Here is a 16,445-nt window from a genome sequence, read left to right on the forward strand (position 1 = left end):
TTACTTGGAGCTATGGGGTTAATATTTTTGGAGGTGCAAACTTAATGGATAAGGCAAGAAAACAAGAAATAATTAAGGAATTTGGAAGAAACGAAGGAGATACTGGTTCAGTAGAAGTACAAGTAGCATTACTTACTGAAAGAATTACTGAATTAACAGCTCACTTAAAAGTTCATAAGAAAGATCATCATTCTAGAAGAGGTTTATTTATGATGGTTGGACAAAGAAAAGGTCTTTTAAACTACTTACAAAAACAAGATATCGAAAGATATAGAGCTATTATCAAAAAATTAGGTTTAAGAAGATAATCTTAGAGCGGATTATGTCCGCTCTATTATTTTGAAATAATTATAATTTTTAATATATAGTATATTTTTGAAGGGAGGTTCATAAATGAAAAATGAATTAAAAACAAATATAGCAGGAAGAGAAATGAAAGTTGAATTTGGAAGAATAGGTATGCTTTCAAATGCTGCAATATTCATGAGTTATGGTGATACTGTTATATTAACAAATGTTAATGCATCAGAAGAACCAAGACAAGGGATAGATTTCTTCCCATTAAGTGTTGAATATGAAGAAAGATTATACTCTGTAGGTAAAATACCAGGAGGTTTTATAAAAAGAGAAGGTAAACCAACGGAAAAGGCAATATTAAATGGAAGAGCAGTTGATAGAACAATAAGACCTCTTTTCCCAAAAGGGTATAGAAATGATGTTCAAGTTGTAACAACTGTAGTTTCAGTTGAACAGGATAATCTTCCGGAAATTTTAGCAATTAATGCGGCTTCAATGGGATTATGTTTATCTAGTATTCCATATACTATTCCAGTTGCTGCTGTTGAAATAGGATTAGTTGATGGCGAACTTGTAGTTAATCCTACAGCTGAGCAAAGAGAAAAAAGTACATTAAAATTAACTGTTTGTGCAACAAACGAAAGAGTTATGATGCTTGAAGCAGGTGCATGTGAAATACCAGAAGACAAAATGATAGAAGCCATTGAATTTGGTTTTGAAAGTTGTCAGCCAATTATTAAATTCCAAGAGGAAGCTATGGCTAAGTTTGGTAAAAAGAAAGAAGTACCTGAATGTTATCATCCAGATGAAGAAGTAGAAAAGGAAGTAAGAGCTTTTGCTTCTGATATGATAAAAGAAGCTATGTATATAGTTGATAAAGATGAAAGAAATGCTGCTATTGATGAAGCAACAGAAAAAATAAAAGAACACTTTGGTGAAGAATATGATGAAAAAGCAGCAGATATTAAAGAAATTCTTTATGTAATGCAAAAAGAAGTAGTTCGTAATATGCTTTTAAATGAAGGCAGAAGACCTGATGAAAGAGCATTTGATGAAGTTAGACATATAGGTTGTGAAGTAGGAATCCTTCCTAGAACTCATGGTACTGGATTATTTACAAGAGGATTAACACAAGTTATGACTGTTGCAACTCTTGGATCTGTAAGTGAAGTTCAAGTTTTAGATGGTGTAGATGAACTTGAATCAAAAAGATATATTCACCATTACAATTTCCCAGGATATTGTACAGGTGAAGTAAAACCTTTAAGAGGACCTGGAAGAAGAGAAATAGGTCATGGTGCTTTAGCAGAAAAAGCTTTAGTTCCTTTAATACCATCTGAAGAAGAATTCCCATATACTATTAGATTGGTTTCAGAAGTATTAAGTTCAAATGGATCTACATCACAAGCTTCTGTATGTGGATCAACTCTTGCACTTTTAGATGCAGGTGTGCCAATAAAGAGACCTGCTGCAGGTATAGCAATGGGACTTATAACTTCACCAGACTTATCAAAAGAAAAAGTTATAACAGATATTCAAGGAATAGAAGATTTCTTTGGTGATATGGACTTTAAGGTAGCAGGAACTACTGAAGGTATTACTGCTATTCAAGTTGATACAAAAATTCATGGTTTAAGTTTTAATGTAATAGAAAATGCAATAAAGGATGCTAGAAAAGCTAGACTATTTATTTTATCTAAAATTAATGAATGTATTCCTGAACCTAGGAAAGATGTATCAATTTATGCTCCTAAAACATCAACTATGAAAATAGATCCTGATAAGATTAGAGACGTAATTGGTGCTGGTGGTAAGGTAATTAATAAGATTATTGAAGATACTGGCGTTAAAATTGATATAAAAGATGATGGTACAGTATTTGTTTCATCTACAGATCATGAAGGTGTTTTAAAAGCCCTTAAAATTATTGAAGGATTAACAAAGGATGTTAAGCCAGGAGAAGTATATCTTGGAAAGGTAATTAAAATAACATCATTTGGTGCTTTTGTAGAAGTACTTCCTAATAAAGAAGGTTTAGTTCACATATCTAAACTTGATAAAGGAAGAGTTAACAAGGTAGAAGATGTAGTATCTGTTGGAGATGAAATTTTAGTTAAGGTTATTGATATTGACAACCAAGGAAGAATAAATCTTTCAAGAAAAGATGCACTAGAAGAAAAGGAAAAAAAAGAAGGGCAGAAATAATGCCTTTTTTCTTTCTACTGTTTTAGTTAAAATATCAAATATGAAAGGAAGATATTATGCATAAATTATATACTTTAAAGAATGGTTTAAGAGTTGTTACAGAAAAGTTTAATGGAGCAAATTCTGTAAGTGTGGGTGTAATGATTCAAAATGGATCTAGAAATGAAAGCTATATACAAAATGGTATATCACATTTTATTGAACATATGTTTTTTAAAGGTACAAATAAAAGAAACGCTAAGGATATAGCAGAAACAATAGAGAATGTAGGTGGTCAGTTAAATGCATTTACAGGAAAAGAATCTACGTGTTATTATGTGAAAAATTTATACACTCATTTAGAATTATCTTTAGAAGTATTATCAGATATGCTATTAAATTCTAAATTTGATGAAAAAGAAATTGAAAGAGAAAAAAGTGTTGTTATAGAGGAAATTAATATGAATGAAGATAATCCAGAAGATGTTTTGTATGATCTTCATTCAGAAGTTGCTTATAAAAATACATCATTGTCATATCCTATACTTGGAAGTATTGATAAAGTAAATAATATAACTAGAAAGGATATACTTAAATATGTAAATAGCAAGTATACACCATCTAATTCAGTAATTTCTGTTTGTGGAAGATTTGAAGATAGCAAACTTGAAGAACTAATAGAAAAATATTTTGGAAGTTGGCAAAGTGCTAATTATATACCAGATTATGAAAATATAAATATACAAAGTGGTTCTGGTTATATAAATAAGAAAATAGAACAGCATCATATTAATTTAGGACTTAAAGGACTTCCGTTTGATGATGATAATGGATATGCATTAGTGCTTCTTTGTAATCTTTTAGGAGGCGGAGCCTCTTCTATCCTATTTCAAAAGGTAAGAGAAGAACTAGGCCTTTGCTACAATATATATTGTTGCCCTCAAACTTTTGTAGGAAGTGGTATGATAGACATATATACTGGACTTGGTAAAAATTATGGAGAAAAAGCTTTAGAAGTAATAAAAAAAGAAATTTCTAATTTTTCAAAAACAGGTATTACAAAGGAAATTTTAGATATAAATAAAGAAAAGCTAAAAGCTAGTTATATTTTAGGACTTGAAAGTACTAGTTCAAAAATGTTTGGAAATGCAAAGTCTGTTCTTTTTAGAAATAGAATAATAACAGAGGAAGAAGTTATAAAAAAAGTAGATAATATTAAAAGTGAAAACATTGATTTTGTTTTAAAAGAATGTTTTGGCAAAGGAATTATTAATGCAGCATATGTTGGGGCCGATATAGAATATAAAAAATTAGATAGTATAATATTTGATTAATAAATAGCCTTCATAATGCATACAATTATAGTAGCATTTATGGAGGTTTTTTTATGAGCAATATTAAATTATTAAGTGAAATAGGAAAATATGAGCTTATTAATATTAATGATGGGGAAAAATATGATTATCTACAAAATAATGATCTCATTATTGATGATGATGGAAATTTGAAATATTTAGTTATCAATTTAGGGGGAAGGCTTGGTCTTTTTGGTTCTTCTAGAGAATTTCTTGAAATTCCTTGGAGTGCTGTAAAGAAGATTGGTTCAAAAACTATAATATTAGACGCAGAAGAAAGTGAAATTAAAAGAGCTAAACTTTAGATTGAGGTGGATAATTTGAAAATAGTAATACAAAAATTTGGTGGCACTTCAGTAGCTACAGAAGAAAAGAGAAAGTGCATTATAAAAAAGATAAAAGTAGCTATAAATAATGGGTATAAACCTGTAGTGGTTGTTTCAGCTATGGGAAGAAAAGGAGACTGTTATTCTACAGATAATTTGAAAAACTTAATTTCAAAAGATTTTGCAAGAGATAATAGTATGCAGTTTGATTTAATTGTAAGTTGTGGTGAAATAATAAGTTCTGTTATAATGTGCAATGATTTATATAATGAGGGATTTAATGCTATACCTCTTACAGGAGGGCAAGCAGGAATAATAACAAATGATAATTATACAAATGCATCATTAATTGAATTTGATAATAAAAGAATTGAGAAAATATTATCAGAAGATAAAATACCTGTCATATGTGGTTTTCAAGGAGTTACAAAAGATGGATTTATTACAACTCTTGGTAGAGGAGGAAGTGACACAACAGCTGCTATTTTAGGAGCAAAATTAGAAGCTTCAAAAATAGAAATATATACAGATGTTGATGGAATAATGACTGCAGATCCAAGAATTGTTCAAGATGCCTCATTAATTAGAGTTTTAAATTATGATGAAGTTTTTCAACTTGCAGATCAAGGAGCTAAAGTTATTCATCCAGAAGCTGTATCCTATGCTAAAGAGAAAAATATTCCTATTATAATTAAAAATACTTTTTCTGATTGTGAAGGAACTATAATAAATAGTATAGGGGACAAGAAAAGTGGCAGAGTTATTACTAGTATAACAAGTACTGGAAATAGGTGCCAGATAAAAATTAAATTAAAGGAAAATTGTAATTGTGAATTTTATGAAGATATATTAGAGTATATAGCAAAGGAAAATATTAGCCTTGATCTTATAAATATATTTCCTCACGAACAAATTTTTACTATATCTTCCTGTGACAAAAGAAAAATAACTAATATATTTAATAAATATAAAATTAAAGCTCACATAATAGAAAATTGCAGTAAAATTTCTCTTGTAGGTACTGGAATGAAAGGTATTCCAGGAGTTATGGCTAAAATATATAAAGCATTAAATGATGAAAATATTAATATGCTTCAAACTGCAGATTCTCATATGACTATATGGTGTCTTGTAAAAGATCAGGAATTAAATAAGGCAATAAATATACTACATAAAACATTTAAATTATAATTTATTTTTAAATTTTGAATTAAATAAATATTTTTTAGGCAAAATAAAAAAAAGACCTAGGAGATGAAATTTAATGAAAGAATTTAATAATATAATGTCTAGTAATAAGGAAATTGAAAATGAAAATAATAAAGATGTTAAAACTATAAAAGAATTTGGAAATTTAAGTATTTCTAAACCTAATGAAAGAATACAAATTATTTCTATAATAGGTCAAATTGAAGGACATAATATTTTAGGACCTCAAACTAAGGCTACAAAGTATGAGCATATTATTCCTCAACTTATAGAAATAGAACAAAATGAAAATGTAAAAGGAATTCTTATAGTTTTAAATACTGTTGGTGGCGATGTGGAAGCAGGCCTTGCTATTGCAGAAATGATTAATTCTTTATCAAAACCAACAGTTTCAATAGTAATTGGTGGTGGCCATTCAATTGGTGTTCCTCTTGCAACCTCTTCAAATTATTCTTATATAACACCTTCTGCCACTATGATAGTTCATCCTGTAAGAATGAATGGATTTGTTATAGGTATAGCTCAAACTTTTGACTATTTTAAAAAAATGCAGGAAAGAATAAATGGTTTTATATTAAGAACTTCTAATATCAAAAAAGAAACCTTAGAAGGTTATATGAAACAAAATGGTGAACTTTTAAATGATATAGGTACAATTTTAATAGGCAAACAGGCAGTAGATTGTGGCCTTATTGATGAAGTAGGAGGAATAAAGGAAGCTTTAGATAAATTAAATTCACTAATTAGTGAAAAATAAGTTTATTATAGCTTTTTATGTAAAGAGTGATAGTTCTTCACTCTTTATATTTTTTGTGAAAATATAAGTACATTCCAGATTAATAATGGAATTGAAAAGATTTTTGTGGTATGCTAATATTTAGGAATTAATACATAAGAAAGGGTGAAAATTTTGAGTCAGACAAAAAAGGGGAGCAGTAAGTCAAATAATTCAAAAACAAAAAAAGAAGTTACAAAGGAAGTTAAAACTGCTAATTATGAAATTAAAGGTATAGTAGCCCTTGCAATAGGAATATTACTTGCAGTAAGTATATATACAAATTTTGCTGGCTTTTTGTCTAATATTTCTCAAAGGTTAGCATTTTTACTACTAGGAATTGGAGGATTTTTAATACCTTTATACGTTATATATTTAAGTATAAATTATTTAAGTAGCAGAGGTAAAATTACATTAAATGGTAGATTTTATGGGATTACAATTATACTTTTTGTAGTAAATTTAGTTTTTGCAACAATAAGTATTTCTATGTTAGATAGTAATATATCTTTTAAAGAAGGTTTTAGTGATTTAATTGGTAGTGTAAAAAGTAATACATTATCAGTTAGTGGAGGAGCAATAGGTTTTGTTATTGCATATGGGCTTCATTATTTAATAGGTGCAGTAGGATCTTACATTGTATATGCATTATTAATTATTGTAACACTAATATTTACATTTGACATTTCAGTTGTAGATGTTTCAAAAAATATAAAACATAAGGGAATGGAATATAAAAAGTCCAAAATAGCTGCTAAAAAAGAAAAAATAAATTTAGATAATAATGATGATTACATTAATGTAGTTTCAAAGGATGAAAAGAGCAAAAATGATTATTTAAAAGGTGTAAATAATAAAATAAAAATATTAGATTTTATGAAAAACGCTACAATAGATGAGGAACTTGGAGCAGAAGATGATGGAAAGACTGAGAAGGAAGTACAAAATGAAATTGTAATATCTGAAATGAAAAAGGCTATAAAAACGCCATTTATAGATATTAAGGAACCTGAAGATATAGAAAAAGATAAAAATAATGAAAATTGTAACAAAAATAAGAAAGAAGATTTAAAAGAAAATATAAATGACGAAATAGATAAAGAAATGAATTTAAAAGATGAAACAAAAAAGGAATATAAATTTCCAGGATTAGATCTTTTAAATATTAATAATAAAACAAAACTTAATAGTTCTGATAAAAAAGAATTAATTGAAAGTGCTGCTAAATTAACAGAGATATTAGGAAATTTTGGAGTCTCTGCTAAGGTAAATCAAGTTAGCAAAGGACCATCTGTTACAAGATATGAACTTCAACCAAGTCCTGGAGTTAAAGTAAGTAAAATAGTTAACCTTGCTGATGATATAGCCTTAGGATTAGCTGCATCAGGTGTTAGAATAGAAGCTCCAATTCCAGGAAAGGCTGCAGTAGGAATAGAAGTTCCTAACAAAAAGCAAACAGCTGTGTTTTTAAGTGAAGTTCTTGAATCGGAAGAATTTGTTTCAAGTCATAAAAAACTTGCCTTTGCCTTAGGAAAGGACATAGCTGGTGAATGTATTGTTGGAGATTTAAGTAAAATGCCTCATACATTAATAGCAGGGGCTACTGGGTCTGGTAAAAGTGTATGTATAAATTCACTTATTATAAGTCTTTTATATAAGTATAAGCCAGAAGATGTTAAGCTTTTAATGGTAGATCCTAAAGTAGTTGAACTTAATGTTTATAATGGAATACCACATCTTTTGATCCCTGTTGTTACAGATCCTAAAAAGGCAGCAGCTGCATTAAATTGGGCTGTAAATGAAATGACAAAAAGGTACAATCTTTTTGCAGAAAAAGGTGTTAGAAATATAGATTCTTATAATAATTTATACAATAAGGGAGAGGTATCAGAAAAGCTTCCATTTATAGTTATTATAGTAGATGAACTTGCAGATCTTATGATGGTTTGTCCAAATGATGTGGAAGATGCTATATGCAGATTAGCTCAAATGGCAAGGGCAGCAGGTATGCATCTTGTTATTGCTACTCAAAGGCCATCTGTAGATGTTATTACTGGTGTTATTAAAGCTAATATTCCTTCAAGAATTTCTTTTGCAGTATCATCGCAAATAGATTCTAGAACAATACTTGATAGCTCTGGGGCTGAAAAACTTCTAGGAAAAGGAGATATGCTTTATTATCCAGTAGGAGAAAGTAAACCTCTTAGAGTTCAAGGATGCTTTATATCAGAAGAAGAAGTTGAAAATGTTGTAGAATACATTAAAAAAGAAGAGTCAGAGGTAAACTATAAAGAAGAAATAATTGAACATATAAATAAAGAAACTGAAGATAAGGAAGACACTTCTAGCAGTGAATCTGATACAGATGATTTATTAGATGAGGCAATAAAAATTGTTGTAGAATATAATCAGGCGTCTACTTCATTTTTACAAAGAAGACTTAGAGTTGGTTTTAATAGAGCTTCAAGAATAATGGAGCAATTAGAAGAAAGAGGAATTATATCAGAACGAGATGGGACAAAGCCAAGGCAAGTACTACTTACTAAAAATGATTTAATTAGAGAAAATGAAAGTGAGCAGTAAATTTTATCTTGTAATAGATTCAGAAAAGTAATAAAATTATAGTGTTGTGCTAGGTTAATATAAAAAGCTATGGAGGAAATATACTTGAATAAATTAAAAGTTGGAATGGTTAGCCTTGGATGCGATAAAAACAGAGTGGATTCTGAAATTATTTTAGGATCTATGAATAACATGTATGAAATAACTAATAATCCTAAAGAAGCAGATATAATTATAATTAATACATGTGGTTTTATAGAATCAGCTAAACAAGAATCAATAAATACAATATTAGAAATGGCAAATTATAAAAAAACAGCTAAATGTAAGCTTCTTGTTGCTACAGGTTGTTTGACTCAAAGATATGGTAAGGAATTAGAAGAACTTATTCCAGAAATTGATATTATGCTTGGAGTTAATGATTATAAAAAACTTCATATGTTAATTAACAACTTTTTTAATAACAATGAAAAGTCTTTAGAAGTTAATTTCTCTAATGAAAATATTAATGAAGGAGAAAGAATTTTAACAACAGAAGGTCATACAGCTTACATAAGAATTGCAGAAGGGTGTAATAATTTCTGTACATATTGTATTATCCCTAAAATTCGTGGAAAGTTCAGAAGCAGAAGTTTTGAAAGTATACTTGCTGAAGCAGAAAAGTTAAGTAAGATTGGTGTAAAAGAACTTATAATAGTAGCTCAGGATACTACAATGTATGGTACAGATTTATATGGTAAAAAAGAATTGCATACTCTACTAAACAAAATTTCAAAAATAGATGGCATTAAGTGGATTAGGGTACTTTATTGTTATCCTGAAGAAATTTATGATGAACTTTTAGATGAAATTGCAAATAATAATAAAATATTAAATTATTTAGATTTACCTATACAACATATAAGTAACAGAATTCTAAAATTAATGGGTAGAAAAACTACTAAGAAGGATATTTTAGAAAAAATAAATTTAATTAGAAATAAAATAAAAGATGTTACGTTAAGAACATCACTTATAGTTGGATTTCCAGGAGAAACAGAAGAAGATTTTAATGAATTATCTAGCTTCTTAGAAGATTTTAAACTTCAAAAGGTTGGAGTATTTAAGTATTCTATGGAAGAAGGTACTGCAGCTGCTAAAATGAGTAATCAAATTAGTGAAGAAGTAAAGGCTATAAGAGAAGAAAAATTAATGCTTCTTCAAAAAAATATTTCAAAAGAAATTAATAAAAATAAAATTGGTAATGTTTATGATGTTCTAATTGAAGGCTCAAATGAAGAATATTATAAAGGAAGAAATTATGAAATGGCTCCTGATATTGATGGGTGTGTATACATAAAAAGTGATAAACATTTAGAAAAAGGTACAATAGTTAGTGTGAAAATAACAAATTGCACAAATTATGATTTGGTAGGAGTTGTTAATTATGAAACTTAATCTTGCAAATAAATTAACCGTACTTAGAATATTTTTTGTTCCAATATTTTTGCTTTTTATAATAGTAAAGGATATTGTGCCTTATGGGTCATTTATTGCAACGATAATTTTTATACTTGCCTCATTAACTGATAAATTAGATGGTTATATTGCTAGAAGTAGAAATCAAGTTACTAATTTCGGAAAGTTTATGGATCCTTTAGCAGATAAACTATTAGTAACTACTGCACTTATTTGTTTGGTAGACTTACATGTTATATCTAGTGTTGTAGCAGTTATAATAATTGCTAGAGAATTTGCAGTTTCAGGACTTAGAACTGTAGCAGCTTCAGATGGAAAGGTAATTGCAGCAAGTTATTGGGGAAAGGCAAAGACTGTAGTTCAAATTATTGCTATTGTTTGTGCTCTTTTACAAGTTAATATATCTGCATCTGAAAATTTAAGTGCTTATGTTGCAAGTAATGTTTATTTAAGTGGTTTCATTAATATAGGAACAAATATTTTAATGTTTGTAGCTGTTCTTATAACAATAATATCTGGATTTGATTATTTTTATAAGAATAAACATGCCATAAGTACAGATAAATAAAATATGGAGCTTAGGCTCCTTATTTTTATGTGTATTATTTTTTATAAAAGTGGTAATAATTATTATTGAGATAAAAATAAATGTTGACTACTAAAAAATAGTATCATATAATTAAAACAGAACATAAGTTCGCAAAGGGATAATTTAATGTGTATTTTATATACTTACGTAAAGGGAGAGTTGTATAATAATGAGTAATATTGATGAAAATAAATTAAAAGCTATTGAAAGTGCTATGGGGCAAATTGAAAAACAATTTGGTAAAGGATCTGTTATGATGCTTGGGGAAAACAGTCATTTAACTATTGATGCTGTTTCAACAGGATGCTTAGATTTAGATATAGCACTTGGAATTGGTGGTGTTCCTAAGGGTAGAATAGTAGAAATATATGGACCTGAAAGTTCAGGTAAAACTACTGTTGCCCTTCATATAGCAGCAGAATCACAAAAGAAAGGTGGCGCTGTTGGGTTTATTGATGCTGAACATGCATTAGATCCAGGTTATGCAAAAAAAATAGGTGTAGATACTGAAAGTTTAATAGTTTCTCAACCTGATACAGGAGAACAAGGACTTGAAATTGCAGAAGCATTAGTAAGATCAGGAGCTATTGATGTATTAATTGTAGATTCAGTTGCAGCGTTAGTTCCAAGAGCAGAAATTGAAGGTGAAATGGGAGATTCACATATAGGTCTTCAAGCAAGACTTATGTCACAAGCTTTAAGAAAACTTGCAGGAACAATAAACAAAACAAATTGTGTTGCAATATTTATTAACCAACTAAGAGAAAAAGTTGGAGTAATGTTTGGGAATCCAGAAACTACTACTGGAGGAAGAGCATTAAAATTCTATGCATCTGTAAGATTAGATGTTAGAAGAATAGAATCAATAAAATCTGGAGATTCTATAATTGGTAATAGAACTAGAGTTAAAATAACAAAAAATAAAGTTGCACCTCCATTTAAACAAGCCGAATTTGATATAATGTATAATGAAGGTATATCAAAAAATGGTAACATTATTGATGTAGGTGTTAAAGAAGGTATTGTTCAAAAAAGTGGTGCTTGGTTCTCTTATGGAGATGTACGTTTAGGTCAAGGTAGAGAAAATGCAAAAATATACTTAAAAGATAATCCTGAAATTGCAAATGAAATAGAAATTCAAATTAGAGAAAAATATGGATTACCTACAGATGAAATTACAAATAATAATGCAAAAAGTGAAGAAAAAACTTCAGAAACAGAAAAATAAATAAAAAATTGCACAAAAAAAGAAAGCCTACACAGGTATTGTTGTACAAAAAACTATGTGCTAGGCTTCTTTTTAATAAATTATAAAATTATTAGCTAATGTTGACATAATATCGTTTTTCGGATAAAATAATAACAAATACTGGTTTATCATATTCCTAGATTTACAGCAGTATAATTGTATTAATAAATACACCTTCTTGTTAACTTATAAAACATAAAATTTGACAAGATTGGGGGTGTTTACGTGGGAACGCAAACATTAATATTAATAGTAATAGATATTGTAGTACTTATCATTTTAGGAATGGTATTGAATAAAACACTAAAATTAGCTTCGAAAAATAAACTTGAGGCATTAGAGCGAGAAGCACAATTATCTCTTGAAAATGGAAAAAGAGAAGCGGAAGCTGCCAAAAAAGAAGCAATTTTAGAAGCAAAGGAAGAAGCTCATAAAATAAGAAGTGACTGTGAAAAAGAAACTCGAGAGAGAAGAAATGAAGTTCAAAGACTTGAAAGAAGACTTATTCAAAGAGAAGAAACTCTTGACAAAAAGAGTGATTCCCTTCAAAAGAAAGAAGATACAATAGCTAAGAGATTAGCTGATATTGAAAAGACTGAAATTCAAGTTCAAGAATTACATGCTAAAACTAGAGAAGAACTTGAAAGAGTAGCCGGATTAACTGGCGAACAGGCAAAGGAAATGTTACTTGATGAAGTAAAAAAAGAAACTTCTCACGAAGCTGCTTTAATTATTAAAGAAAGTGAAAACAAGGCAAAGGAAGAAGCTGATAAGAGAGCTAGAAATATTATAACTAATGCAATTCAAAGATGTGCAGCAGATCATGTATCTGAATCAACTGTACATGTAGTTGCTTTGCCTAATGATGAAATGAAAGGTAGAATAATAGGTAGAGAAGGAAGAAACATTAGAACCCTTGAAACTTTAACTGGTGTAGATTTAATAATTGATGATACTCCAGAAGCAGTAATTTTATCTAGCTTTGATCCAATAAGGAGAGAAGTTGCTAGAATTGCTCTTGAAAAGTTAATTGTGGATGGAAGAATTCATCCGGCTAGAATTGAAGAGATGGTTGAAAGAGCACAAAGAGATGTAGAAAATGACATTAAAGAAGAAGGAGAACAGGCTGCTTTAGAAACTAGTGTTCATGGATTACATCCTGAAATTATTCGATTACTTGGTAGATTAAAGTATAGAACTAGCTATGGTCAAAATGTACTTAAACATTCCATAGAGGTTTCATATTTAGCTGGTTTAATGGCTTCAGAGCTAGGTCTTGATGTTACCTTAGCAAAGAGAGCAGGTTTGCTACATGATATTGGTAAAGCTGTGGATCAAGAGCAAGAAGGACCTCATGCAATAATTGGTGGGGATCTTGCTAAAAAGTATCGTGAGTCACCAGTAATAGTTAATGCTATTGCAGCGCATCACGGTGATGTGGAAATGCAATCTTTAGAGGCTGTGTTAGTTCAAGCAGCTGATGCAATATCAGCTGCTAGACCAGGAGCTAGAAGAGAAACATTAGAAGCATATATTAAGAGATTAGAAAAGTTAGAAGAAATTGCAAATTCCTATGAAGGTGTAGATAAATCATATGCAATTCAAGCTGGTAGGGAAATTAGAATTATGGTTAAACCAGATCATGTCGACGATGCTGGAGCAATAGAACTTGCACGTGATATTGTAAAGAGTGTCGAAGAACAATTAGAATATCCAGGACAAATAAAAATAAATGTTATAAGAGAAACTCGAGCAGTGGACTTTGCAAAATAGAAAAAGATACCTTTTGATTAACTTTCAAAAGGTATCTTTTTTAAATACAAATGTAATAATGTTAAAAACTAATAGTATATTGTAATAGTATGTTTTTAATTTTATAATATTATTCATATTTCATGAAAAATCCTTTGTTTTAAAGGTTTATCTTAGTTACAATAAATTAACATTAAAAAAGACTATAAAGAAGTAGTAAAAGGAGGAATTTATACAGGGAAATAGAATAATATATATAAGCAAGAGTTTTATATATGGCAGTTTCTGTAAACGATTAGTAATAGTATGAAGGGGGAGTAACAAATGGAAGTATTAAAAGTATCAACAAAATCAAATCCAAATTCTGTAGCAGGAGCATTAGCTGCAGTAATAAAAGAAAAAAATGTTGTGGAGATTCAAGCTGTTGGAGCAGGAGCAATAAATCAAGCTATTAAAGCTATTGCTATTGCTAGAGGCTTTGTAGCACCAACAGGAAAAGATATAGTATGCGTTCCAGCATTTACTGATATTGAGATAGATGGAGAGGAAAGAACTGCTATTAAATTAATAGTTCAACCTAGATAAACATAAGCAAGTTTCAAAATAAAGCTAAAAATAAAAGTTCGATAACCATATGTTGTATCAATTAAAAAAAATAACTGTTTAATAAAACTTCTTGTAAATCTGAAAAAACAAAACTGTTGTAATTTAATTTAAAGTACTATATAATTAGATTAAAGTGTTAAGCTTGCAGATTAAATGAAGAGGTGAATGTAATGGTTTCAAAAGAAGTAGTAGTAAAAAACGGAACTGGTTTACATGCTAGACCAGCAACTTTATTAGTTAAGAAAGCTTCATCTTTTAAATCAGATATAAGTATCGAATTTAATGGAAAGAAAGCAAATGTTAAAAGTTTAATAGGCGTTTTATCATTAGCAGTAACAAAAGAATCAACTATCAAAGTTATTGCAAGTGGTGATGACGAAACACTTGCTGTTGATGAAATAGTAAAATTAATTGAACAATTAGAAGATTAATTTTTTAGATTATTTCTTTTAAAAAAAGTGCTAAAAGTACCTTTAAGTTTAAGTACTTTTAGTACTTTTTTGTTTGTGAGATTAACTATTTTGAAAAAAAACATATATATGTTATAATATTTTGGTAAAAAGTATTAAAAAAGTCCCTGGAGGTTAACAATGAGAGATTTATACAGTACACCATTAAATTCTAGATATGCCTCAAAAGAAATGAGTCATATATTTTCTGATGATAAAAAATTTACAACTTGGAGAAAGCTATGGATAGCTCTTGCAGAATGTGAAAAAGAATTAGGATTACATATTACAGATGAACAAATTGATGAGTTAAAGGCACATGTAAATGACATAAATTATGATGATGCAGCAAAAAGAGAAAAAGAAGTTCGTCACGATGTTATGAGCCATGTTTATGCTTATGGACTTCAATGCCCTAAAGCTAAAGGAATAATACATCTTGGAGCTACAAGCTGCTATGTTGGTGATAATACAGATATTATTCTTATGAAAGAAGCACTTTTATTAACTAAAGAAAAAATGGTAACAGTCCTTGATAGATTAAGAAAATTTGCACTTAAATATAAGGATATGCCAACATTAGGTTTTACGCATTTTCAACCTGCTCAACTTACAACAGTAGGAAAGAGAGCTACTCTTTGGATGCAAGATTTAGTTATGGATATTGAAAATATTGATCATGTAATTGAACACTTGAAATTAAGAGGTGTTAAAGGAACTACTGGAACACAAGCAAGTTTTATGAACCTTTTTGAAGGTGATGAGGATAAAGTTAAAAAACTAGATAAAATGGTAGCAGAAAAAATGGGCTTTAAAAAGAGCTTTGGCGTAACTGGACAAACTTATTCAAGAAAAGTTGATTCAATTGTTTTAAATACATTATCTGAAGTAGCACAAAGTTGCTATAAATTTTCTAATGATTTAAGATTACTTCAAAATATGAAAGAAATAGAAGAACCTTTTGAAGCACATCAAATAGGTTCATCAGCTATGGCTTATAAGAGAAATCCTATGAGAAGTGAAAGAATGGGATCACTTGCTAGATATGTTATAGTTACAGCATTAAATCCTGCAATTACTGCTTCTACACAATGGTTTGAAAGAACACTTGATGATTCTGCAAATAAGAGAATTTCAATTCCTGAAGCATTCCTTGCATTAGATGGAGTATTAAATCTTTATATAAATATTTCTGAAAATATGGTTGTTTATGATAAGGTTATTGCATCACATGTAAATAGAGAACTTCCATTTATGGCAACTGAAAATATAATGATGGAATCAGTTAAGCGTGGCGGAGACAGACAAGAACTTCATGAAAGAATTAGAGAACATTCTATGGCTGCAGCTCAAAGAGTAAAAGGCGAAGGTCTTGATAATGATCTTATAGAAAGAATAATAAATGATAAGAGCTTTAATTTAAGTAAAGACGAAATAATTTCTATAATTGATCCTATTAAATTTGTAGGTAGAGCACCAAGTCAAACTACAGAATTTATAGAAGAATATGTTGATCCAATAATTGCTGCAAATCCAGAAGCTGTAAAGATAGATAGCGAAATAAATGTATAAATAAATTTTTTAGAACCATTTTCAATATATTTGATTATGGTTCTTTTTTTATGCAAAATTTC

Annotated in this window: 14 protein-coding genes; all 14 read left to right on the forward strand. The window is 29.1% G+C overall.

From position 1 onward, the window contains the following. Nucleotides 1-44 precede the first annotated feature (44 nt). The 14 genes from rpsO to purB all read left to right on the forward strand — a co-directional run bounded on the left by rpsO (nucleotide 45) and on the right by purB (nucleotide 16,383). Entirely contained in the window at nucleotides 45-308 is a 264-nt protein-coding gene (gene rpsO / locus ACTNAO_RS03880) for a 30S ribosomal protein S15 (protein WP_441027388.1), read from the forward strand. 85 nt (nucleotides 309-393) lie between these two features. Next, nucleotides 394-2,502 carry a polyribonucleotide nucleotidyltransferase gene (locus ACTNAO_RS03885; RefSeq protein WP_441027389.1) on the forward strand — a complete coding sequence of 703 codons (2,109 nt, stop codon included), beginning with the start codon at nucleotides 394-396 and terminating at the stop codon, nucleotides 2,500-2,502. A 56-nt stretch (nucleotides 2,503-2,558) separates the two neighbouring features. Continuing rightward, nucleotides 2,559-3,815 carry a M16 family metallopeptidase gene (locus tag ACTNAO_RS03890; protein ID WP_441027390.1) on the forward strand — a complete coding sequence of 419 codons (1,257 nt, stop codon included), beginning with the start codon at nucleotides 2,559-2,561 and terminating at the stop codon, nucleotides 3,813-3,815. Between the two features lie 53 nt (nucleotides 3,816-3,868). Further along, nucleotides 3,869-4,141 (forward strand): YlmC/YmxH family sporulation protein, encoded by a 273-nt coding sequence (locus ACTNAO_RS03895; protein WP_441027391.1) that lies wholly within the window; start codon nucleotides 3,869-3,871, stop codon nucleotides 4,139-4,141. Between the two features lie 15 nt (nucleotides 4,142-4,156). After that, nucleotides 4,157-5,353, forward strand: coding sequence for an aspartate kinase (gene dapG, locus ACTNAO_RS03900; RefSeq protein WP_441027392.1), 1,197 nt, complete (start codon nucleotides 4,157-4,159; stop codon nucleotides 5,351-5,353). Between the two features lie 73 nt (nucleotides 5,354-5,426). Then, nucleotides 5,427-6,128: a ClpP family protease gene (locus tag ACTNAO_RS03905; RefSeq protein WP_441027393.1), complete on the forward strand. Its 702-nt coding sequence runs from the start codon at nucleotides 5,427-5,429 to the stop codon at nucleotides 6,126-6,128. A 153-nt stretch (nucleotides 6,129-6,281) separates the two neighbouring features. Next, a complete protein-coding gene (locus ACTNAO_RS03910) occupies nucleotides 6,282-8,729 on the forward strand; it encodes a DNA translocase FtsK 4TM domain-containing protein (RefSeq protein ID WP_441027394.1) in 2,448 nt (815 codons plus the stop codon). Nucleotides 8,730-8,813: 84 nt separating this feature from the next. Further along, nucleotides 8,814-10,145 carry a 30S ribosomal protein S12 methylthiotransferase RimO gene (rimO, locus tag ACTNAO_RS03915; RefSeq protein WP_441027395.1) on the forward strand — a complete coding sequence of 444 codons (1,332 nt, stop codon included), beginning with the start codon at nucleotides 8,814-8,816 and terminating at the stop codon, nucleotides 10,143-10,145. After that, nucleotides 10,135-10,734 carry a CDP-diacylglycerol--glycerol-3-phosphate 3-phosphatidyltransferase gene (gene pgsA, locus ACTNAO_RS03920; protein ID WP_441027396.1) on the forward strand — a complete coding sequence of 200 codons (600 nt, stop codon included), beginning with the start codon at nucleotides 10,135-10,137 and terminating at the stop codon, nucleotides 10,732-10,734. The genes rimO and pgsA overlap by 11 nt, the downstream gene beginning before the upstream one ends. A 190-nt stretch (nucleotides 10,735-10,924) precedes the next feature. Continuing rightward, nucleotides 10,925-11,983, forward strand: coding sequence for a recombinase RecA (gene recA / locus ACTNAO_RS03925; protein WP_441027397.1), 1,059 nt, complete (start codon nucleotides 10,925-10,927; stop codon nucleotides 11,981-11,983). 246 nt (nucleotides 11,984-12,229) lie between these two features. Continuing rightward, nucleotides 12,230-13,777, forward strand: a complete 1,548-nt coding sequence (rny, locus tag ACTNAO_RS03930; RefSeq protein WP_441027398.1) for a ribonuclease Y — start codon at nucleotides 12,230-12,232, stop codon at nucleotides 13,775-13,777. Between the two features lie 303 nt (nucleotides 13,778-14,080). Beyond that, nucleotides 14,081-14,341 (forward strand): stage V sporulation protein S, encoded by a 261-nt coding sequence (locus ACTNAO_RS03935; protein WP_441027399.1) that lies wholly within the window; start codon nucleotides 14,081-14,083, stop codon nucleotides 14,339-14,341. Nucleotides 14,342-14,532: 191 nt separating this feature from the next. Then, complete coding sequence (locus ACTNAO_RS03940) at nucleotides 14,533-14,793, forward strand: HPr family phosphocarrier protein (RefSeq protein WP_441027400.1); 261 nt, start codon at nucleotides 14,533-14,535, stop codon at nucleotides 14,791-14,793. A 159-nt stretch (nucleotides 14,794-14,952) separates the two neighbouring features. Then, nucleotides 14,953-16,383, forward strand: a complete 1,431-nt coding sequence (gene purB / locus ACTNAO_RS03945; protein WP_441027401.1) for an adenylosuccinate lyase — start codon at nucleotides 14,953-14,955, stop codon at nucleotides 16,381-16,383. The last annotated feature ends 62 nt before the right edge of the window (nucleotides 16,384-16,445 follow it).

The organism is Clostridium sp. HCP1S3_C6 (assembly GCF_052066735.1).
Lineage (GTDB): Bacteria > Bacillota > Clostridia > Clostridiales > Clostridiaceae > Clostridium.